The sequence below is a fragment of the Microbacterium pseudoresistens genome, assembly GCF_013409745.1.
GTDB classification, from domain to species: Bacteria; Actinomycetota; Actinomycetes; order Actinomycetales; family Microbacteriaceae; genus Microbacterium; species Microbacterium pseudoresistens.
Genome location: NZ_JACCBH010000001.1, coordinates 1,530,811 through 1,550,783, shown reverse-complemented (window position 1 = coordinate 1,550,783; position 19,973 = coordinate 1,530,811). Strand labels below are relative to the sequence as shown.

17 protein-coding genes and 1 pseudogene are annotated in these 19,973 nt (G+C 69.4%); 9 read left to right on the top strand and 9 right to left on the bottom strand.

The genetic code is table 11. The features are described 5' to 3' along the window. Nucleotides 1-30: 30 nt before the first annotated feature. Nucleotides 31-435, bottom strand: coding sequence for an arsenate-mycothiol transferase ArsC (locus BKA02_RS07655; protein WP_179432804.1), 405 nt, complete (start codon nt 433-435; stop codon nt 31-33). 125 nt (nt 436-560) lie between these two features. Here BKA02_RS07655 and trxB point away from each other — a divergent pair, with 125 nt between their 5' ends. Genes trxB through BKA02_RS07630 form a run of 5 tightly spaced genes read left to right on the top strand, consistent with a single transcriptional unit; the run spans nt 561 to nt 4,374 of the window. Continuing rightward, entirely contained in the window at nt 561-1,538 is a 978-nt protein-coding gene (trxB, locus tag BKA02_RS07650) for a thioredoxin-disulfide reductase (RefSeq protein ID WP_179432802.1), read from the top strand. Beyond that, the gene (trxA, locus tag BKA02_RS07645) at nt 1,535-1,861 is read left to right on the top strand and encodes a thioredoxin (RefSeq protein ID WP_179432800.1); all 327 of its coding nucleotides are present in this window, start codon (nt 1,535-1,537) and stop codon (nt 1,859-1,861) included. Before trxB ends, trxA begins: the two co-directional genes overlap by 4 nt. After that, nucleotides 1,858-2,955 (top strand): ACR3 family arsenite efflux transporter, encoded by a 1,098-nt coding sequence (gene arsB / locus BKA02_RS07640; protein WP_179432798.1) that lies wholly within the window; start codon nt 1,858-1,860, stop codon nt 2,953-2,955. Before trxA ends, arsB begins: the two co-directional genes overlap by 4 nt. Further along, nucleotides 2,952-3,944, top strand: coding sequence for a metalloregulator ArsR/SmtB family transcription factor (locus BKA02_RS07635; protein WP_179432796.1), 993 nt, complete (start codon nt 2,952-2,954; stop codon nt 3,942-3,944). Before arsB ends, BKA02_RS07635 begins: the two co-directional genes overlap by 4 nt. Before the next feature lie 25 nt (nt 3,945-3,969). Beyond that, complete coding sequence (locus tag BKA02_RS07630) at nt 3,970-4,374, top strand: arsenate reductase ArsC (protein ID WP_179432794.1); 405 nt, start codon at nt 3,970-3,972, stop codon at nt 4,372-4,374. 60 nt (nt 4,375-4,434) lie between these two features. Here the strand turns inward: BKA02_RS07630 and BKA02_RS14500 are convergent. Further along, nucleotides 4,435-4,782: pseudogene (locus tag BKA02_RS14500) on the bottom strand (CoA transferase); the annotation flags it as partial. Between the two features lie 94 nt (nt 4,783-4,876). Between BKA02_RS14500 and BKA02_RS07620 the strand changes: the two are divergent. After that, the gene (locus tag BKA02_RS07620; RefSeq protein ID WP_179432792.1) at nt 4,877-5,854 is read left to right on the top strand and encodes a LysR family transcriptional regulator; all 978 of its coding nucleotides are present in this window, start codon (nt 4,877-4,879) and stop codon (nt 5,852-5,854) included. Continuing rightward, nucleotides 5,851-7,149 (top strand): isochorismate synthase, encoded by a 1,299-nt coding sequence (locus BKA02_RS07615; RefSeq protein ID WP_179432790.1) that lies wholly within the window; start codon nt 5,851-5,853, stop codon nt 7,147-7,149. Before BKA02_RS07620 ends, BKA02_RS07615 begins: the two co-directional genes overlap by 4 nt. 20 nt (nt 7,150-7,169) lie before the next feature. Here BKA02_RS07615 and BKA02_RS07610 read toward each other — a convergent pair whose 3' ends face one another. Beyond that, a complete protein-coding gene (locus tag BKA02_RS07610) occupies nt 7,170-8,915 on the bottom strand; it encodes a cation:proton antiporter (protein WP_179432788.1) in 1,746 nt (581 codons plus the stop codon). Nucleotides 8,916-9,009: 94 nt separating this feature from the next. Between BKA02_RS07610 and BKA02_RS07605 the strand changes: the two genes are divergently transcribed. Beyond that, nucleotides 9,010-10,068 (top strand): LLM class flavin-dependent oxidoreductase, encoded by a 1,059-nt coding sequence (locus tag BKA02_RS07605; RefSeq protein ID WP_179432786.1) that lies wholly within the window; start codon nt 9,010-9,012, stop codon nt 10,066-10,068. 7 nt (nt 10,069-10,075) lie between these two features. On the opposite strand, the gene BKA02_RS07600 is transcribed toward BKA02_RS07605, so the two are convergent. From BKA02_RS07600 to BKA02_RS07580, 5 genes are all read right to left on the bottom strand, one after another. Then, nucleotides 10,076-10,996 carry a carbohydrate ABC transporter permease gene (locus BKA02_RS07600; RefSeq protein ID WP_246285996.1) on the bottom strand — a complete coding sequence of 307 codons (921 nt, stop codon included), beginning with the start codon at nt 10,994-10,996 and terminating at the stop codon, nt 10,076-10,078. Beyond that, on the bottom strand, nt 10,993-11,937 hold the full coding sequence (locus tag BKA02_RS07595) for an ABC transporter permease subunit (protein ID WP_179432782.1): 945 nt from the start codon (nt 11,935-11,937) through the stop codon (nt 10,993-10,995). Before BKA02_RS07595 ends, BKA02_RS07600 begins: the two co-directional genes overlap by 4 nt. Further along, entirely contained in the window at nt 11,934-13,301 is a 1,368-nt protein-coding gene (locus tag BKA02_RS07590) for an extracellular solute-binding protein (protein WP_179432780.1), read from the bottom strand. Before BKA02_RS07590 ends, BKA02_RS07595 begins: the two co-directional genes overlap by 4 nt. A 37-nt stretch (nt 13,302-13,338) precedes the next feature. Then, a complete protein-coding gene (locus BKA02_RS07585) occupies nt 13,339-15,009 on the bottom strand; it encodes a glycoside hydrolase family 13 protein (RefSeq protein WP_179432778.1) in 1,671 nt (556 codons plus the stop codon). A gap of 154 nt (nt 15,010-15,163) precedes the next feature. Further along, a complete protein-coding gene (locus tag BKA02_RS07580; protein WP_179432776.1) occupies nt 15,164-16,177 on the bottom strand; it encodes a LacI family DNA-binding transcriptional regulator in 1,014 nt (337 codons plus the stop codon). A 172-nt stretch (nt 16,178-16,349) separates the two neighbouring features. Here BKA02_RS07580 and BKA02_RS07575 point away from each other — a divergent pair, with 172 nt between their 5' ends. Next, on the top strand, nt 16,350-18,923 hold the full coding sequence (locus BKA02_RS07575; protein ID WP_179432774.1) for an ATP-dependent Clp protease ATP-binding subunit: 2,574 nt from the start codon (nt 16,350-16,352) through the stop codon (nt 18,921-18,923). Nucleotides 18,924-18,965: 42 nt separating this feature from the next. On the opposite strand, the gene pheA is transcribed toward BKA02_RS07575, so the two are convergent. Beyond that, the gene (gene pheA, locus BKA02_RS07570) at nt 18,966-19,916 is read right to left on the bottom strand and encodes a prephenate dehydratase (protein ID WP_343045369.1); all 951 of its coding nucleotides are present in this window, start codon (nt 19,914-19,916) and stop codon (nt 18,966-18,968) included. Between the last annotated feature and the right edge of the window lie 57 nt (nt 19,917-19,973).

The following is a 19,973-nucleotide window of genomic DNA, read 5'->3' as shown; positions in this document are numbered from 1 at the left end:
CAGGCGAGGAGGACCCAGCCCTTCGTGTCCTCAGTCCGTGAGACGCGCAGCGAGCCCGCGCACGCTCTCATTGACGGCATCGCGTAGCTCGCGCACTCCGTCGGCTTCCCAGTTCGATGGATCAGGGAACGACCATTCGACGAGTTCTCCGCGCACTGGGCCTGGTAGCGACAGGCCCGGCTTCATCAGCACCACGACATCGGCGGCGTCGAGATCTCCGGCCGTCACCGCACGCGGATGTGCGGCGCTCGTGTCGATGCCGAGTTCCTGCAGCGATGCCGCGATCGCCGGGTTGATCGCCTCGGCCGGGCTGATGCCCGCGCTCATAGCCACCAGGCACTTGTCTCCGACTTGGGTGAGCAGGTGGGCGCCCAGCTGCGAACGCCCCGCGTTGTGAGTGCAGATGAACAGGACAGTCTTGGGTTGGGTCGTCATTTCGAGGCTTTCTCGGAGGAGGGAAAGGGGTGCTGCATTGGCATGATCGGCTCGCCGGGTGACGGGCAGGTGAACTCTTCTTCAGCATGGTTGCATTCGGTATCGATGAATGTCAATATAGACGCATGTCGATTCAAGAGGTTGAGCTGGTCATCGTCGGTTCCGGACCTGCCGGGTACACCGCTGCGGTCTATGCCGCTCGTGCGGGACTCGAGCCGGTCGTGCTCGCGGGTTCCGTGACTGCGGGTGGCGCTCTGATGACGACGACCGAGGTGGAGAACTTCCCCGGGTTCGTCGACGGTGTGCAGGGCCCCGAACTGATGGAGTCGATGCGTGCGCAGGCCGAGCGCTTCGGAGCACGCATCCTGCTCGACGACGCCATCCGTGTCGAGCTCGACGGCCCGATCAAGGTCATCGAGACCGGCGCTGGTGAGACGTTCCGCGCCCGCGCCGTCATCCTCACGATGGGGTCCGCCTACCGCAAGCTCGGACTGCCCGAGGAAGAGCGGCTGACCGGCCACGGTCTCTCGTGGTGCGCGACGTGCGATGGATTCTTCTTCCGCGAGCAGGAGATCGTCGTCGTCGGCGGCGGCGACTCCGCGATGGAGGAAGCACTGTTCCTGACGCGCTTCGCATCGAAGGTCACCGTCGTGCACCGCCGCGAAGAGTTCCGCGCCTCGAAGATCATGGCGCAGCGGGTGCTGGATCACCCGAAGATCGAGGTGGCCTGGAACAGTGAGGTCGCCGAGATCATCGGCGCCGAGAAGGTGCACGCGGTCGCCCTCCGCGACACCGTCACCGGAGCAGAACGCGAGCTTTCGGCGACCGGCGTCTTCGTCGCCATCGGGCACGACCCGCGCTCCGAACTGGTCACCGGGATCATCGACACGGATGCCGACGGATACGTGCTCGTCGACCATCCCTCCACCCGCACGAACCTCCCCGGAGTGTTCGCGGCCGGCGACCTCGTCGACCACACCTACCGGCAGGCCATCACCGCTGCGGGCACCGGATGCGCGGCAGCGCAGGACGCCCAGCACTACCTGTCCGCTCTGGACGAGAGCACCACGATCGACCTCAAGACCGAGGAAGTGTTCGCATGAGCGCCCCCACACCTGTCACCGACGCCACCTTCCAGACCGAAGTCCTCGATGCGGACCTCCCCGTCGTCGTAGACATCTGGGCCACCTGGTGCGGCCCGTGCAAGCAGATCGCACCGCTGCTGGACCAGCTCGCCGCCGAGTACGACGGCCGGATCAAGATCGTCAAGCTCGACGCCGACCAGAACCCGGAGACGGTGACAGCTGCGGGCGTCACCTCGATCCCCACCCTCGGTTTCTACAAGAACGGTGTCCGCACCGACATGCTCATCGGTGCCCACCCGAGGCCCGTCATCGCCGAGAAGATGGAGGCGCTGCTCGCATGAGTACCGCAACCGCTCCCGCGCCGACCTCAACGACACGTCGGCTGTCCACCCTGGACCGCTGGCTACCCCTGTGGATCGGCCTGGCGATGGTCGCCGGCATCCTCCTTGGCCGATTCATCCCCGGCGTCTCTCCGCTGCTCGCGAGCCTCGAAGTGGGTGGGATCTCGATCCCGATCGCCCTTGGTCTGCTGGTGATGATGTACCCGGTGCTCGCGAAGGTTCGCTACGACAAGGTCGCGGCGGTCACGGGCGACAAGAAGCTGCTCATCTCCTCGCTCGTGCTGAACTGGCTGATCGGCCCCGCGCTGATGTTCGCCCTCGCGTGGATGTTCCTGCCCGACCTGCCGGAGTACCGGACCGGTCTCATCATCGTCGGACTCGCGCGGTGCATCGCGATGGTCGTCATCTGGAACGACCTGGCCTGCGGCGACCGGGAAGCGGCAGCCGTGCTCGTCGCGGTCAACTCGGTCTTCCAGGTCGTGGCTTTCTCGCTGCTCGGGTGGTTCTACCTCACCGTGCTCCCTGGATGGCTGGGGCTGGATACCCAGGGGCTGGACTTCTCCGTGGGAGCGATCGCCCTCAACGTGCTCATCTTCCTCGGAGTCCCGCTGCTGGCGGGATTCGCATCCCGCTTCATCGGTGAACGCCGCAAGGGGCGCGACTGGTACGAGGAGAAGTTCCTCCCGAAGATCGGGCCTTGGGCCCTCTATGGGTTGCTGTTCACCATCGTGCTGCTGTTCGCCTTGCAGGGCGAGCAGGTGACGTCCCGCCCGCTCGACGTGGCCAGGATCGCGCTGCCGCTACTGGTCTACTTCGCCGTGATGTGGTTCGTTGGGCTGCTGTCGGGCAAGGCCCTCGGCCTCGGCTACGCCCGATCGTCGACCCTGGCTTTCACCGCCGCCGGCAACAACTTCGAGCTCGCGATCGCGGTGGCCATCGGGACCTTCGGCGCTGCGTCCGGCCAGGCCCTCGCCGGCGTTGTCGGACCTCTCATCGAGGTGCCGGTCCTCGTCGGGCTGGTCTACGTGTCGCTCTGGACGGCCCGGAAATGGTTCCACACTGACCCGTACTCGGGTGAAAGGTTGCCATCATGAATGTTACATTGACCGCTGAGGAGACGTGCAGTCCTGTCAGCACGCACGCGATCGGCCAGGACGCGGCGTCATCGGTGGCGTCCACGCTGAAGGCGCTGTCGGACCCACTGCGACTGCGGATGCTGTCCGCGATCGCCTCAGACCCCCGCGGGGAATCCTGCGTCTGCGACCTCGCCGAGCTCGCCGAGGTGTCCCAGCCGACCGTGTCGCACCATCTCAAGGTCCTCAAGGATGTCGATGTGCTGACGTCCGAGCGTCGCGGCACCTGGGTCTGGTACAAAATCAACCCGAACCGTCGCCGCGCGGTCACCGCACTGCTCGACTCCTTCGCACCCGCCACCGTCGCCGCACCCTGGGCGGACGATGCCGCTGATGAGGCACGCCGACCAGACTTCGACGCCCGCGTCACTCATCTCGCCGACGAGCTGGCCGCCGAGATCCCGGAACTTGACTCAGCGACTGTCCTGACCATCGTGCGGGAGTCATACACCGCCCTCGCTCGCACCGCGCGTGTGACCTCAGCACTGATCCCGCTCACGGAGCGTTTCGCGCGTCAGCGGCTGAGCGATCTCACCCGAGACCGTGACACGGCAGTCCCGCAAGTGCTGTTCGTCTGCGTTGCGAACGCCGGCCGCTCACAGCTCGCCGCCGCCCTCGTCAACCAGATCGCTGACGGCAAGGTCATCGCCCGCTCGGCAGGATCCAGCCCCGCAGACGTCATCCACCCGCACGTTCGATCCCTGCTCGCCGAGATCGAGGGCGATGACGCCGCCGAGCGGTTCCCGAAGCCCCTCACCGACGATGCTGTCCGCGCGGCCGATGTCGTGATCACCATGGGGTGCGGCGATGTCTGCCCGATCATGCCCGGCATCCGCTACGACGACTGGGCCGTCGGAGACCCAGCACTTGCGTCCCGCGAAGGCGTCGGAGCCATCCGAGACGACATCGCCGCCCGCGTCCGCACTCTCGTTGACGATCTTCTCAACTGACCACTTCTCAAAACCTGGAGCCACCATGACCGACACCGCTAAGCCTTCCGTCCTGTTCGTCTGCGTCCACAACGCCGGCCGCTCGCAGATGGCCGCCGGATTCCTCCGCGACATCGCCGGCGACCGCATCGAGGTCCGCTCCGCCGGCTCCATGCCCGCCGACCAGATCAACCCCGTCGCGGTCGACGCGATGGCCGAACTTGGCATCGACATCACCGCCGAAGCCCCCAAGGTGCTCACCACCGAAGCTGTGCAGGCCTCTGACGTCGTGATCACGATGGGCTGCGGCGATGCCTGCCCGTTCTTCCCGGGGAAGCGCTACGAGGACTGGGAGCTTGACGACCCGGCAGGTCAGGGCATCGACTCCGTGCGTCCCATCCGCGACGATATCCGTGGCCGCATCGAGCAGCTGGTGAGCGAGCTCATCTAGCTCCGGTATGGCCTGCTGAGCGCGAATAGTTCTCTCGGGAATACTTCTCTCCGCCGACACTGCACCGATCCCGAGTCGGTCTGCCACCCCGGGGCGAAAGTTCTCGAGCACGACATCGGCGGTCGCGATGAGCGCATCCGCGCATTCACGCCCGTCAGCCGCAGCGAGGTCGAGCGCGACGCTTCGCTTGCCGCGATTCACCGCGTGGAAATACGCGCTGGAGCCGGCGACGAAGGGCGGGCCCCAGGTGCGAGTCTCATCGCCGACTCCGGGCATCTCGACCTTGATCACATCTGCGCCCAGCTCGGCCAGCGTCATCGTCGCGTACGGGCCTGCCAGGAGTCGCGTGAAGTCGATGATGCGGATGCCTTCGAGTGGGCGAAAGTCCGCGGGCTCGTGATCGGGCATCAGGCTCCTGTCTCCGTTGACGACACCTCCCACGCTAGAAATTGGATACACGCATCCGCACGGCATAATCCACATGAATATATGCTTGAGACTCATGAATGATTCGCTCGAGGTCGCAGGTGACAACCTCACGGCAGACCTCACCCTTCGCGAGTTCTCCTATGTGCTTGAAGTCGCCGAACGGCGCAGCTTCACAAACGCCGCTCTCGAGATGCATCTGTCGCAAAGCGCGCTCAGCCGGGCCATCAATGAGACCGAGCGGCGTCTGGGCACGCGACTGTTCACCCGCACGACCCGGGCCGTCGACCTCACGCCGGAGGGCGTCGAGTTCGTCCGCCTGGCGAAGCGGCTCCTCGCAACGCATCGACGGACTCTCAACGAGTTTGCGCTTTTCCGCCAGGGGCTGAGCGGTTCGGTCCGTGTGGCAGCCCTCCCATCCGTCGCCGCGATACTGCTGCCCCCACTCGTCGCGCGACTCCAGTCCGAGAGACCCGGCATCGCCCTGTCCGTCGACGACACCCTCGCCCATGTCGCGATCGATCGACTCCTCGCGGGCGAAGTGGACTACGCCCTGACAACGGATGACTGGCTCCCCGAGGGTGTGACTTTCACACCGCTGACCAGTGACCGCTTCCGGGTCGTGTTCCGCGAGGATCATCCGTTCCACGAACGTTCGGAGGTGACATGGCAGGAGTTCGCCGACCAACCCGTGGCCATGTTCGGCGCCTCCAGCAGCATCCGCACGCGCACAGATCGCGTGCTCACCGACCTGGGCTTGTCGATTTCCACCACGATCGAGGCCCAGAACATCGCCGTCGTTGCGGGTCTCGTCGCGGCTGGGCTCGGTGTCGCTGCCGCTCCAGAGTTCGTCATTCCGCTGATGAAGTTCGCAGACCTCGAATCCGCCACGCTCACCGAACCGCTTGCCGAGCGCCCACTCGGGCTCGTGTCGGTGCCGGATCGGGCCACCTCTCCCGCCGCTCGAGAGTTCGCCCGCATCCTTCGCGAGGTGGTCTCGCGACCGGTACACGATGAGTCCCCGCCGGCCGCACGGATTAGGCTGGACGGGTGAGCAGATTGGTCGTGGAGACCCGCGAGATCGACCCCGTCGAAGACCTCCTGGCCTACGCCGATCCCGACGCCCCGCTGGCCTGGCTGCGACGCGGAGACGGCATCGTCGCGATCGGCGCCGGCGTGCCCGGACCGGGAACGATGCGCGAGATCCGCGTTCCCGCGATGCCCGAGCCCTCGCCTGCCGGCACGCGCACCGCTGCGGCCGCAGACGCCTGGCGCGCGCTCGTCGCCGAGGCCGAGATCGACGATCCGGTCCGCCTACCGGGTACGGGACTGGTAGGTTTCGGCGCACTCGTGTTCGACGAGCGCTCGGTGCGCGAGAGCGTCATCCTCGTGCCGCGGGCGGTCATCGGCCGCCACGAGGGCCGCTCATGGATCACCCGCATCCGCGGCGACCACGACCTGCCCACACCGGAAGCCGTGCCCCTGCCGTACGGGCCGCACTGGGCGGGCACGCTCGGCCCCGGCGCGCAGACCGCCGAGGGCTACCAGGATGCCGTGCGGCGCGCGCTCGACGAGATCGCCGGCGGCGCCTACAGCAAGGTCGTACTCGCCCGCGACCTCACCGGCACGATCCCGGCGGGGGCGGATGTGCGCCGGCTCGCCCGCGCGCTGTCCAGCGACTACCCCGACACGTGGACCTTCGCCGTCGACGGGCTCATCGGCGCGAGCCCCGAGACCCTCGTCACGAGCCGCGGCGGCCGCGTCACGGCGCGCGTGCTCGCCGGCACGACCGCCCGCGGCGCCGATCCCGACGGCGACACGGCGGCATCCGCCGACCTCGCCTCGAGCACTAAAGACCTCGACGAGCACCAGTACGCCGTGCAGAGCGTGCTGTCGGCGCTGCGCACGCACACCCGCGCACTGGCGGCCAGCGAGCAGCCGTTCACGCTGAGGCTGCCGAACCTGTTCCACCTCGCCACGGACGTGGAGGGCGAGCTGTCCGACGGATCGACGGTGCTCGACCTCGTCGGCACCCTGCATCCGACCGCCGCCGTGGCCGGCACTCCGACGGATGCGGCGATCGAGGCGATCCACCGCATCGAGCCCTTCGACCGCGGCCGCTATGCGGGGCCGGTGGGCTGGCTCGACGCCGACGGCGGGGGCGAGTGGGCGATCGCGCTGCGCTGCGCGCAGATCGGCGCGCCGCCCGCACGACGGCACGCGGAGTACTCCGACACGATCCCCGTCACCGCGTATGCGGGCGCGGGCATCGTCGCAGGCAGCCATCCGGAATCGGAGCTGCTGGAGACCCGGGTGAAATTCCGGCCCGTCGTCGACGCCCTCGCGTAGCGCATCCCGCCACGATCCGCCTACACGCGCGAGCCGCCGCGGAAGGCGCCGCGGGTGTCGAGGGCGAGCTCTTCGGCATCCATCGCGTCGATGAGCTCGCGCATCACCTCTTCGTTCAGGGTGCCCGCGTCGCGCTCGGCGATCAGCAGCTCGCGGCGCACCTCGATCCACCCCTTCGACAGGTGCTCCATGTACTCGGCGAACTCGCGCTGGTGCTTGCGGGGATCCAGCGAATCCTGCGCCTCCTGCGCCTTGTCGGTGCCCGACTCGACGCGCAGCAGACGACGGATGAACACGTCGAACTGTTCGATCTCCTCGCGGCCGTGCTTCTCGATCCACTCATCGCGCTTGGTGCGCAGGTAGTCCTTGCCGGCCTCCTTCGTGCGCGCGCGGACGGCGGCGAGCTCCCGCTCGTCCTCCTCGTCCTCCGTCGTGTCGTCGGCGAGCCCCAGCATGCGGATGAGCCAGGGCAGAGTGAGCCCCTGCAGCATGAGGGTCGCGACGGTCACCATGAACGCCGCGATCACGATCGCGTGCGAAGCCTCGGCATCCAGCGCGGCGAGGTCGGCGGCGGCGAGCGCCGTCGCCAGCGTGACCACACCCCGCATGCCCGACCATGAGATCACGGCCTTGTCGCGCCAGCTGAGCACGGGGCCCGCCTGCCGGTCGTACTCCGCCATGGTCATCGGCGGCGTACGGCGGCGCGGGTCATCCGACCCGCGCGCGGCCATCGCCGCGATACGCCCGCTCTCGAGCCCCCGCTCCCACAGCCGTCTCTTGCGCCCGGCCCACATGCGCCCCCACGCCTCGGAGGGGAAGATGAACAGCGGTCGCACGAACAGCACCACCAGCAGCACGGCGCCGGCGAGGCTGAGCACGTCGAGCACGGATTCGCTGCCCAGATCGCGCAGCACCCGGGTGAACTGCAGGCCGATGTACGCGAATACGTACGCCTCGAGCAGGAAGTCCGCCGACAGCCAGATCGGCCCCTCCTGCTGGCGTGTCGTGTACGTGGTGCGCGGGGAGTGGAACCCGACATACAGCCCCATGGCGACGACGGTGAGCACGCCCGAGCCCTGCAGGTGCTCCGAGATGGCGTAGGCGCCGAAGGGCGCGAGCAGCCCGACCGCGCTGATGACGACGGGATCGGACACCCGGATGCGCAGCTGATGCACGGCGGCGCCGAAGACGAGACCGACGATGACGCCCACACCCACGGCGAGCGCGAACTGCCACACGCCGTCCCACACGGTCAGCGCGGCGCCCGCGACGATCGACGCGAACACCCGATACAGGGTCAGCGAGGTGGCGTCGTTGATGAGGCTCTCCCCCGACAGCACCGTCATGATGCGGCGCGGAAGACCGAGCTTGCGTCCGATGGCGGCCGCCGAGACCGCGTCGGGCGGCGCCACGATCGCCCCGAGCAGCAGGGCGCCCGGGAGGGTGAGCTCGGGCATGATCCACCATGCCACCAGGCCCGCGGCGACGGTGGTCACGAGCACGAGGCCGATGCCGAGCCGACGGATCTGCGGCATGCTGCGCTTGAAGTTGACGAACGAGACATCCAGCGCCGCGGAATACAGCAGCGGCGGGAGGACGAGGTTCAGCAGCACGTGGCCGTCGATGGTGATCTCGTGGATGAAGGGCAGGAACGAGGCCAGCAGGGCGACGAGGGTGACCAGCAGGGGTGCGGGCCAGCCTCTCCATCGTGCGAAGGCGGAGACCGCGACGGCGCCGACGATCACATAGAAGAACTCGACATCCATGTCGAAAAGGGTACAGAACCGTGACCTTCCCACGGCGGGATCAGCGGGAATCGGACATGGCCCGGGAATCTGCGGCGCTCGCGAGGCGTTGGCGATGAGGATGACTCCCGCACTCTCCGTCCTCGACCTCGTGCCCGTGCGCACAGGGCAGACCAGCACCGAGGCCGTGGCCGCCTCGCTCGACCTCGTGCATCGCGCCGACGAACGGGGGCTGCGCCGCTACTGGTTCGCCGAGCACCACAACATGCCGGCCGTCGCCTCCACCGCCCCGCCCGTACTCATCGCCGCGGCGGCGGCGCGCACGAAGCGCATCCGGGTGGGCTCGGGCGGCGTCATGCTGCCCAACCACGCCCCGCTCATCGTGGCCGAGCAGTTCGCCGCACTCGAGGCGCTGGCCCCTGGCCGGATCGACCTCGGCATCGGCCGGGCGCCGGGCAGCGATCCCGTCATCACCCAGCTGCTGCGGGCATCCGGCGCGGCGGGCGACGTGGAGCGTTTCCCTTCGCACGTTCAGGACATCGGGATGCTCCTATCGGCCGAGGGCGCGACGGTGGAGTTCACCAGCGGCGGCACCTACTCCGTGCACGCGACCCCCGCCGCGACCGGCACCGCCGAGGTGTGGCTGCTCGGCTCCAGCGACTACTCCGCGCAGCTGGCCGCCTCGCTCGGCCTGCCCTACGTCTTCGCCAACCACTTCTCCGGCGCGGGGCTGGAGCGGGCGCTCGAGCTGTACCGCGGCGGGTTCCAGCCGACCGAGGCGCATCCGCATCCACTGACCTTCGTCACCGTGAACGCCGTCGCCGCGCCCACGGCCGAGGAGGCCGAGCAGCGCGCACTGCCGCAGCTGCGGATGATGGCCCGGCTGCGACTGAACCGCCCGCTCGTCGCGCTGGAGACCGTCGAGGAGGCGCGGGCCGCGCTGCAGGAGAACCCGGATGCGCAGGAGCGGCAGATCATGGACGCCGCCCGCGCGCGCTGGCTCGTCGGCACCGGCGAGACGGTCGCGGCAGAGCTGCGCGCCTTCGCCGAACGGCACGGGGTCGACGAGATCATGATCTCGCCCGTCGCCGGGTCGTTCGACGCCGAGCCCCGCGACCGCGCCCCGGGCCGCGTGCAGACGGTCGACCTCGTCGTCGACGCGCTCGACGGCTGAGCCGCGCTCACCCCTTGACGGCACCCCCGAGCCCGGCCGAGCGCAGGAACACCGACTGGAACGCGAGGAACATCGCGATCGGGATGAGCGTGGCGATCGCGAGCGCGGCGAGGAAGACGTCGAGCTCGGTCTGCGACTGCACGGCCGGAAGCCGCACCGACAGCGGCTGCACGGCGGGGTCGCGCAGCACGAGCATGGGCCACAGGTAGTCCTTCCACGCCGCGATGATCGCGAACACCGACACCACGCCCAGGATCGGCTTCGACATCGGCAGCACGATCGACCAGAACAGCCGCACCGGGCCCGCGCCGTCGGTGCGCGCCGCCTCGAACACCTCTCGGGGCAGCGCATCGAAGAAGCGCTTGACGAGCAGGATGTTGAAGGCATTGGCCGCCATCGGCAACCACACGGCGAGGTAGTTGTTCAGCAGCGATTGCCCGATCAGCGGCGGATGCACGATCGTCAGGTACAACGGCACGAGCAGCACGACCCCGGGGATGAACAGGGTCGCCAGCACGAGCCCGTTGAGGATGGGCGCGTAGCGCGGTCGCAGCACCGAGAGCCCGTACCCCGCGGTCGTGGCGACGAACAGCTGGAACAGCCAGGCGCCGGCGGCCAGCGCGATCGTGTTCCAGAAGTACTGCGAGATGCCGATGTCGTTCCATGCGGCGGCGAGATTCTGCCAGTCGATGCCGTTCGGCCACAGCGCGAACGGCTGCTGCAGGGTGTCCTGCGTCGGGGTGACGGCGGCCTTCATGAGCCAGAGGATCGGCCCGAGCCCCGCGATGACGAGCGTGACGAAGAGGAAGACGTGCGTGAACGCCATGCCCGTGCGGATGCCCGGCTTTCGCCGATCGGATGCCGAGACGATCGTGCGCTCGGCCTCGGCATCCGCCGGGCGGGCGGTGCGGGCGGTGCGGGCGCTCATGCGGTGCTCCATCGGGTGGTGAGTCGGAAATACAGGGCGCTGAGCAGCGCCAGGGCGATCGCGAGCAGCACCGACACGGCGGTGGCCTCGCCGTACGCGCCGCCCAGACTGTTGCGGAACGCCTTGTCATAGATGTAGAGCAGGATGGTCCTGGTCGCGCCCGCAGGGCCGCCGCCGGTGAACAGGAACGGTTCGAGGAACACCTGCGCCGTCGCGATGATCTGCAGGATGAGCATGATGAACAGGATCCCGCGCAGCTGCGGCAGGGTCACGTGCCACACCTTGCTCCAGATGCCCGCGCCGTCGACCTCGGCGGCGTCGTAGAGCTCGGGCGGCACGCCCAGCAGAGCGGCGAGGTAGATGATGATCGATCCACCAGCTCCGGCCCACGTCGCCTCGAGCACGAGCGAGGGCATGGCCTGCACGGCGTCCTGGATCCACGGCTGCGGCGGGATGCCGACCACGCCGAGCACGGTGTTGAAGACGCCGTTCGCATCGGCGGAGTAGAAGAACTTCCACAGCAGGACGGCGACGACCGGCGGGACCACCACAGGCAGGTAGGCCAGCGCCGAGTACAGGCCCTTGGCTCGGCGGACCTCGCTCATGAGCACGGCCATGAGCAGCGGCACGGGGAAGCCGAACAGCAGGGCGAGCGCGGCGAACCACAGCGTGTTCATCGCGGCCTCGCCCAGCAGCGGATCGGTGAGCACCTTCGCGTAGTTGGCGAAGCCGACCCAGTCCGCCGTGATCAGGTTGGTCTTCTGCAGGCTCATCAGCACCGACTGCACGATGGGCGACCAGCTGAACACCGCGAACACGACGATCATCGGCGCCAGGAACAGCAGGTTCCACAGCCCGCCGCCGCGGTACCAGGTGGCAGGCGTGCGCCGGAGCCGCGCGCGAACGCGCGGCTCCGGCGACGTGGGGGTCCGAGCCGTCACTGATCCAGCAGCGCCTGCGCGTCGGACTGCGCGTTCTTCAGCAGGGCGTCGATATCGGCGTCCTGCTGGGTGAGCACGGTCTGCACGACGGTGTCGAGCAGGGCGTAGACCTCCTGCGTCTTCTTCTTCGGCTCGCCCACCGGCGTCTGCTCCCAGATGTCGTCGATGAACGCACTCATCTGGTCGCGCGGTACATTGATGTACGGCTCGATCCAGGTCAGCGACTCCTCGTACTGCTCGCGGCTGAGCACGGGCAGCAGCGGGGTGCCGACGGCCTGGCCGGAATCGGCGAGCGTCTTGGCATCGGCGACCGCAGCATCCTCGTCGAGCAGCTTCTGCATGTAGTACCAGTCGATCCACTCGACGGCGGCATCGACCGTCGTCTCATCCGCCGTGGGGCTGATCACCGCGACATCGCCGCCGCCGAGGGTGCCCGGATCGTCGCCCTCGACGGGCACGACTCCGAGGCCGTACGTCTCGGGCGCCATGCCGAAGTCGCGCACGAGGGCGGTGTACACGTCGGATCCCGACGTGTACATGCCGAGGTTGCCCGCGGCGAACTCCTGGTTGATCGTGCCCCAGTCCAGGTCGAACCGGGCCCCGAACGATCCGTCGGTCCACCGCACGTCGTGCAGGAACTGCAGCGCCGCCTTCGTGGCGTCGTTGTCGATCGTCGAGGTGGCCGAGCCGTCGGCCTCGTCGACCTGGGTGCGACCGCCGCGGGCGACGGTGGCCGCGGTGAGCTGCCAGCCCCCGGTGTTGTTGGCCGCCATCTGCGCGTACCCGGCCTTGCCGGTCTTCTCGGTGATCTGCTTCGCGTACTCGCGCACCTCGTCCCACGTCGTGGGCGGGGCGTCGGGGTCCAGACCCGCTTCGGCGAACAGCTCGCGGTTGTAGTGCAGGCCCATGGCATACGCCTGCCGCGGGAAGCCGTAGAGGTGGCCGTCGTCGCCGGTGACGCCGTCGAGGATGACGTCGTTGAAGGCATCCGTGTAGCCCAGGCGCTCGATGGCGTCGGTCACGTCGGTGAGCTGGCCGTTCTCCAGCAGCGTCTTGGTGTCGGTGAAGGGAACGGTGAAGACGTCGGGGAGAGAACCGCCCGCCAGCTGCACGGCGAAGGTCGGCCCCTCCCATTCGTATTCGACTCCGATCACGTCGATGTCGGGATGCTCCTTCTCGAACTGCTCCTCCTGCGCGGCGAACGCCTCGTACGCCGCGGCGTCGGCGCCGGGCGGGAAGGTGGCGACGCGCAGCTGCACGCGGCCGTCGCCTGCTCCCGCCTGTCCGGTGCCGCAGCCGGCGAGCAGTCCGGCGGCGGCGAGCAGCACCGTGCCGGTGAGCAGGACCTTTCGTGGTGACCTCATCGTCATACCTTTCGTGTGCGGGCGGCGCGTGGTGCGGTCACGCCGGTGATCCCAGATGGTCGGCGCCCGCGAATGCGGACGCCCCCTGCAGCCAGACGGCGGTGTCGCCTGGCAGCAGGTGGTCGGTGAGCTCGTCGCTGGCCAGCACGGCGGATGCGGCCGGAGGCAGCGGGATGGGGGCCTGGCCCATGTTCAGCACGCAGGCGAGATCGCCGCGGCGGAAGGCGAGCACGTCGTCGCCGAGGCCCTCGATCCAGGCGAACGATCCCGAGCGCAGCGGCTCGAGGGTGCGGCGCAGGTGCAGCGTGCGACGGTACAGCGACAGCATCGACGACGCGTCTGCGTCCTGCGCCTCGACGGTGCGGGCCGCCCAGTCGTCCGGCTGCGGTAGCCACGGCTCGCCGGTGCGTCCGAACCCGTACGGCGGCCGGTCGCCCGACCACGGCAGCGGCACACGGCATCCGTCGCGGCCCGGATCCACCCCGCCGGAGCGGAAGTGCATCGGATCCTGGATGCTCTCGCGCGGCAGATCCTCGACCTCCGGCAGGCCCAGCTCGTCGCCCTGGTAGATGTACAGGCATCCGGGCAGCGCCGCGACCACGAGGCTCACGGCCCTGGCGCGCCTCGTGCCGCGCTCCAGGTCGGTGGGTGTGCCGAAGCGCTTGTCGAGAAAGGCGAAGCCCGACTCCTCGCGCCCGTAGCGGGTGACGGGGCGGGTGACGTCATGGTTGGAGAGCACCCACGTGCTCGGCGCGCCCACGGGCGCATGGGCGTGCAGGGTGCGCGCGATCGACTCCCGGAACGCCGCGGCGTCGTACGGCTGCGTCATGAAGTCGAAGTTGAACGCCGTGTGCATCTCGTCGGAGCGCAGGTAGGCGGCGAAGCGGTCGACGTCGTCGAGCCAGATCTCGCCCACGAGCACGCGCGGCGGCGTGTAGCCGTCGGCGACCCGCCGCCACGACCGGTAGACGTCGTGCAGCTCGTCGCGATCCTGGGCGGGATGCGTGCCGTCGGCGCTCTCGCCGACCTCGGGCAGCGCCGCATCCTTCACCAGCAGGGCCGCCGAGTCGATGCGCACCCCCGCGACGCCGCGGTCGAACCAGAACCGCAGCACGTCCTCGTGCTCGCGGTGCACATCGGGATGGTTCCAGTTGAGGTCGGGCTGCTCGGGGGTGAACAGGTGAAGGTACCACTCGCCCGGGGTGCCGTCGGCGCCGACCGTGCGCGTCCACGTGCTGCCCTGGAAGCTCGACTCCCACCGGGTGGGGATGACGGAGCCGTCCTCGCCGCGCCCGGGGTGGAACCAGAACCGCTCGCGCTCGGGCGAGCCGGGGCCCGCGGCCAGCGCCGCGCGGAACCACGGATGCTCGGCGCTCACGTGGTTGGGCACGACGTCGATGATCGTGCGGATGCCGAGCTCTGCCGCATCCGCGATGAGCGCCTCGGCGTCGGCGAGCACGCCGAACCAGGGATGGATGTCGCGGTAGTCGGCCACGTCGTAGCCGCCGTCGGCGAACGGCGACGGATACCACGGGGTGAACCAGAGGGCGTCGACGCCGAGCGCGGCCAGGTACGGCAGCCGCTCGCGCACGCCGCGCAGGTCGCCGATCCCGTCGCCGTCACCGTCGGCGAAGCTGCGCACGTACACCTGATAGATCACGGCGGTGCGCCACCAGTCGTCGGCGTGGCCGGTTGCCTCGGTGTCCATCGTGCTCCTCGATCGGGCGATCGGATGATCGCTGCGACAAAAGTAGCTTTCCGGATACTTAAATGCAAAAACGTAACGAACTTACGTAATTTGCTGATTATTGCAGGGCGACGCCGTGCCGCCGTGTTCATTCGCCGAGGTCACGGACCGGGGATCAGCCCCGCAGAGGCGCCGTCGACCCGCGGAGCACGAGCTCGGGCTCGAAAAGCAGCTCATCGGTCGCGCTCGCCGTGCCCGCGATCTGCGCCAGCAGCAGCTCCACGGCGGCGCGCCCCATCGCCTCGATCGGCTGGCGCACCGTCGTCAGCGGCGGCTCGGTGCAGCTCATCAGGGCGGAGTCATCGAAGCCCACCACCGACACCTCACCGGGCACCGAGACGCCCCGCCGACGGGCGCAGCGGATGGCGCCGAGGGCGAGCGGGTCGCTGGCGCACACGATCGCCGTGGCGCCACGGTCCAGCAGCTTCGCCGCCCCCGCCTGACCGGATTCGAGCGCGTAGTTCCCGTGCACGACGAGGCTGGAGTCGAGCGGGTCGCCCAAGCTCGCGAGCGCCCGCTCGGCCGCCGTGCGCTTGCGCCGCGACGGCACGTGATCGGAGGGGCCGAGCAGCAGGCCGATGCGTCGATGCCCGAGCTGATGCAGGTGCGAGACAGCCTGCTCGCCCGCCGCCGCGTCGTCGGCCGCGATCGCGGGGAACGGCAGGCTCTCGACCCGCGCGTTCACGAGCACGGTGGGCAGGTTCACCTGCCGCAGTCGGTCGTAGTGCTCGTGCGGAGCATCCGCCTGGGTGTACAGGCCGCCGAGGAAGATCACGCCCGACACGTGCTGGGCCAGCAGCAGATCGACGTAGTCGGCCTCGGTGATGCCGATGCCCCCCGCGTTCTGCGTGCAGAGCACGGGGGTGTAGCCGTTCTGCGCGAGCCCGCCGCCGACGATCTCGGCCAGGGCGGGGAAGATCGGGTTGGTCAGCTCCGGCGCCACGAGCCCGACCAGGCGCGCGCGCTCGCCGCGCAGCTTGGTGGGCCGCTCGTACCCCAGCACGTCGAGCGCCGTGAGCACGGCCTGCCGCGTGGCCTCCGAGACCCCGGGCTTGCCGTTGAGCACGCGAGAGACCGTGGCCTCGCTCACGCCGACCTTCTGTGCGACCTCCGCCAACCGTCTCGTCATGCGCACATCCTATGCAAACCGCTTGCGCGCCGACGCAAAAAAACGATTCTGAGGTGTTGCTCGGAATATCCCTCGCGTTGACGCGTTCAGATTGATAAGACTACGCTCAACTTTGTAAAGTTGATAGCAGCCAACGCAAGTTTGACTGTCCGTCCGATCAGGGAGAACCAGGATGCCTGACAACACGACGCCGAACGACGGCACCAGCGCGTTCGACGAGTTCCTCGCCCGCTACCTCGCCGGCGAGCGCGCCCACGAGCAGCGCTCCATCGACCTCGCGCGGTTCCTCAGCGCACGCACGCAGGAGATCCTGCAGCGCGCGGGACGCTTCGCGCTCGAGCGCGGCCAGCGCGAGCTCGACGCCCTGCACGTGCTGAGCGTGCTCGTGCGCGACGACTCCGTCGCCTCCGCCGTCGCACGGATCGGCTCCGACGCGGGTGCGATCGCACACGCCGCCGAGGCGGGCCTTCCCGCCGCCTCGGAGGCCGCCGACGTCGACGGCGCCGTCGTGACGCCCTCCGTGCAGCGCGCCCTGTTCCACGCGTTCCAGGTCGCGCGCGCCTCCGGCTCGACCTACGTCGACCCGGAGCACCTCTTCTTCGCCCTCGTGCTCGCGCAGGACACCCCCGCCGGGCGCACGCTGGCCGACGCCGGCGTCACCGCCGAGGCGCTCACCCAGGGCGCCCGCGAGACGGTCACCCCCTCGGGTGCGCCGGCGACGGGCGCGGATGCGGCATCCGGCACCGCCTCCGAGACGCCGATGCTCGACCGCTTCGGCACCGACCTCACCGCGCTCGCGCGCGAAGGGGCGCTCGACCCGGTGATCGGCCGCGACGACGAGATCGAGCAGACGATCGAGATCCTCAGCCGCCGCACCAAGAACAACCCCGTGCTCGTCGGCGAGGCCGGCGTCGGCAAGACGGCGATCGTGGAGGGTCTGGCGCGCGCGATCGTCTCCGAGGCCGTGCCCGAGCAGTTGCGCGGCACCCGCGTGGTTGCGCTCGACCTGCCCGCCATGCTCGCCGGCGCCCGCTACCGCGGCGACTTCGAGGAGCGCCTCACCGGCACCATGGACGAGATCGCCGCGCACAGGGGCGAGATGATCGTCTTCATCGACGAGGTGCACACCGTCGTCGGCGCCGGAGGCGGCAGCGAGGGCGCCATGGATGCGGGCAACATCCTCAAGCCCCGCCTCGCCCGCGGCGAGCTGCACCTGGTGGGTGCGACGACGCTGAAGGAGTACCGCACGATCGAGAAGGACACGGCCCTGGAGCGCCGTTTCCAGCCGGTGAAGGTCGGGGAGCCCTCGGTGGAGGATGCCGTGGCGATCCTGCGGGGCCTCGCCCCCGCCTACGCCGAGCATCACGGCGTGCAGTACACGGATGCCGCCCTTCGCGCCGCCGTCGAGCTGGGCGACCGCTACCTCACCGAGCGTGTGCTGCCCGACAAGGCCATCGACCTCATCGACCAGGCCGGCGCCCGACTGCGGCTGCGTCTCGGGGTGCCCGCGGACACCGAGGCGCTGCGCGCGCGTCTGGCGGAGCTGGAGGCCGACAAGAACGCGGCCGTGAGCGCGGAGAAGTACGAAGACGCCTCGCGCATCCGCGACGCCATCGCCGAGGTGCAGGAGAAGCTCGATGGGGCGACGTCATCCGCTCCGGCGACGACCGCATCCGAGGATGCCCGATCCGACGAGGCCGTCGTCGACGAGGCGCAGATCGCCGCCGTCATCAGCCGCGCCACAGGGATCCCGGTGAACCGGCTCACCGAATCCGAGCGCGACCGGCTGGCCGTGCTCGAAGACGAGCTGCACGCCCGCGTGATCGGGCAGGACGACGCCGTGACCGCCGTGGCCAGGGCCGTGCGACGCAACCGCACCGGCATGGCCGATGCGCGCCGCCCCGTCGGATCCTTCCTGTTCCTCGGCCCCACCGGCGTCGGCAAGACCGAGCTGGCCAAGGCCCTCGCGGCGTCGCTGTTCGACGACGACCAGGCGATCATCCGCTTCGACATGAGCGAGTTCGGCGAGCGCCACACGGTCTCGCGTCTCGTCGGCGCCCCTCCGGGATACGTCGGCTACGACGAGGCCGGGCAGCTCACCGAGCGCGTGCGCCGCAATCCGTACGCGATCGTGCTGTTCGACGAGATCGAGAAGGCACATCCCGACGTGTTCAACCTGCTGCTGCAGGTGCTCGACGACGGGCGGCTCACCGACGGCCAGGGCCGCACGGTCGACTTCCGCAACACGGTGATCGTGATGACCTCGAACATCGGCTCCGAGTTCCTCGCTTCGCGCTCCGGGGCGCTGGGCTTCGTCGCCGACGGCGGCGGGGACACCGGCTTCGGCAGCGAGAAGGAGCTGCGCGACCGGGTCATGGGCAAGCTCCGCGAGGCCATGCGGCCGGAGTTCCTCAACCGCATCGACGACATCGTGCTGTTCCGCAAGCTCGACCAGACCCAGCTGGAGCGCATCGTGCGGCTCATGCTCGGCGCGACCGCCGCACGGCTGGCCGCGCGCGAGGTCTCGATCGACGTCACGGATGCCGCCGTGCGCTGGCTCGCCGAGCACGGCTACGAGCCCGAGTACGGGGCGCGTCCGCTGCGCCGACTCATCCAGCGCGAGGTCGACGACCGCATCGCCGACCTGTTCGTCACGGGTGCCCTCGGCGACGGCGGCGCGGTGACGGTCGATGCCGACGACACCGGGATCGCCGTGAGAACAGCCGCGCTGGCGACAGCGGCCTGATCGCCTCGGCGTTGCGGCGCACAGCGGCGGTGCTCCGGCGCACTACTGCGTCGGGGCACCGCTGACGAGGCTGCGCAGCCAGTCGCGCGCCTCGACGAACACGTCGTCGGCGTAGCGGTCGGGGTAGTTCACGATCTTGCGGTCCGCACGCGGGTACGACCCGAGGAACACCACGCCGGGGCTGAACCGGCGGATGCCGAGCAGCGCATCCGCCATCCGCTCGTCGTGGATGTGACCGTCGGCGTCGAGCACGAACCGGTACCGGCCCAGCGCATCGCCGATGGGGCGCGACTGCAGCAGAGACAGGTTGATGCCGCGGGTGGAGAACTGCTCCAGCAGCTCCAGCAGCGCGCCGGGGTGATCCTGCGGCAGCTCGACGATGAGCGACGTCTTGTCGGCCCCCGTGGGCGGAGCCGGGGCGATCGTGCGGGTGACGAGCACGAACCGGGTGACGGCGTTGTCGTTGTCGCCGATGTCGTCGGCGAGCACGGTGAGGTCGTGGTGGCGCACGATGCCCGGCGCGGCGACGGCGGCATCGGCGGGCAGCGTGCCGTCGAGGATGCCCAGGGCCGAGGCGACGTTGCTCGCCGCCGGCACGTGCTGGTGCGAGGGCAGCGTCTCGCCGAGCCAGCGGTGGCACTGCGCATAGGCGACCGGATGGGCCGCGACCACGCGCACGTCGTCGAGCGCGGTGCCGGGGGCGGCCACGAGCATGAAGTCGACCTTGACGAGGTACTCGCCCACGATGCGCAGGCCCGGCAGCGTCGCCAGCGCGTCGAGCGTGGTGGTCACCCCGCCCTCGACGGAGTTCTCGATCGCGATCATCGCCGCGTGGCTGCGGCCCTCGAGCACGTCGGCGAGCGCCTCGCCGACGTTGTGCACGGGCCGCCAGTCCTGGCCGCGCGCCTCGGGCACCTGATCCAGGGCCGCCTCGGTGAAGGTTCCCGCGGGTCCGAGATAGCTGTACGTGCGGCGTTCGGTCACCCGACTCACTGTAGTCCGGCACGGATGGCGGAGTCCCACCCGTGTCCGCAGTACAGATGGCTGAGC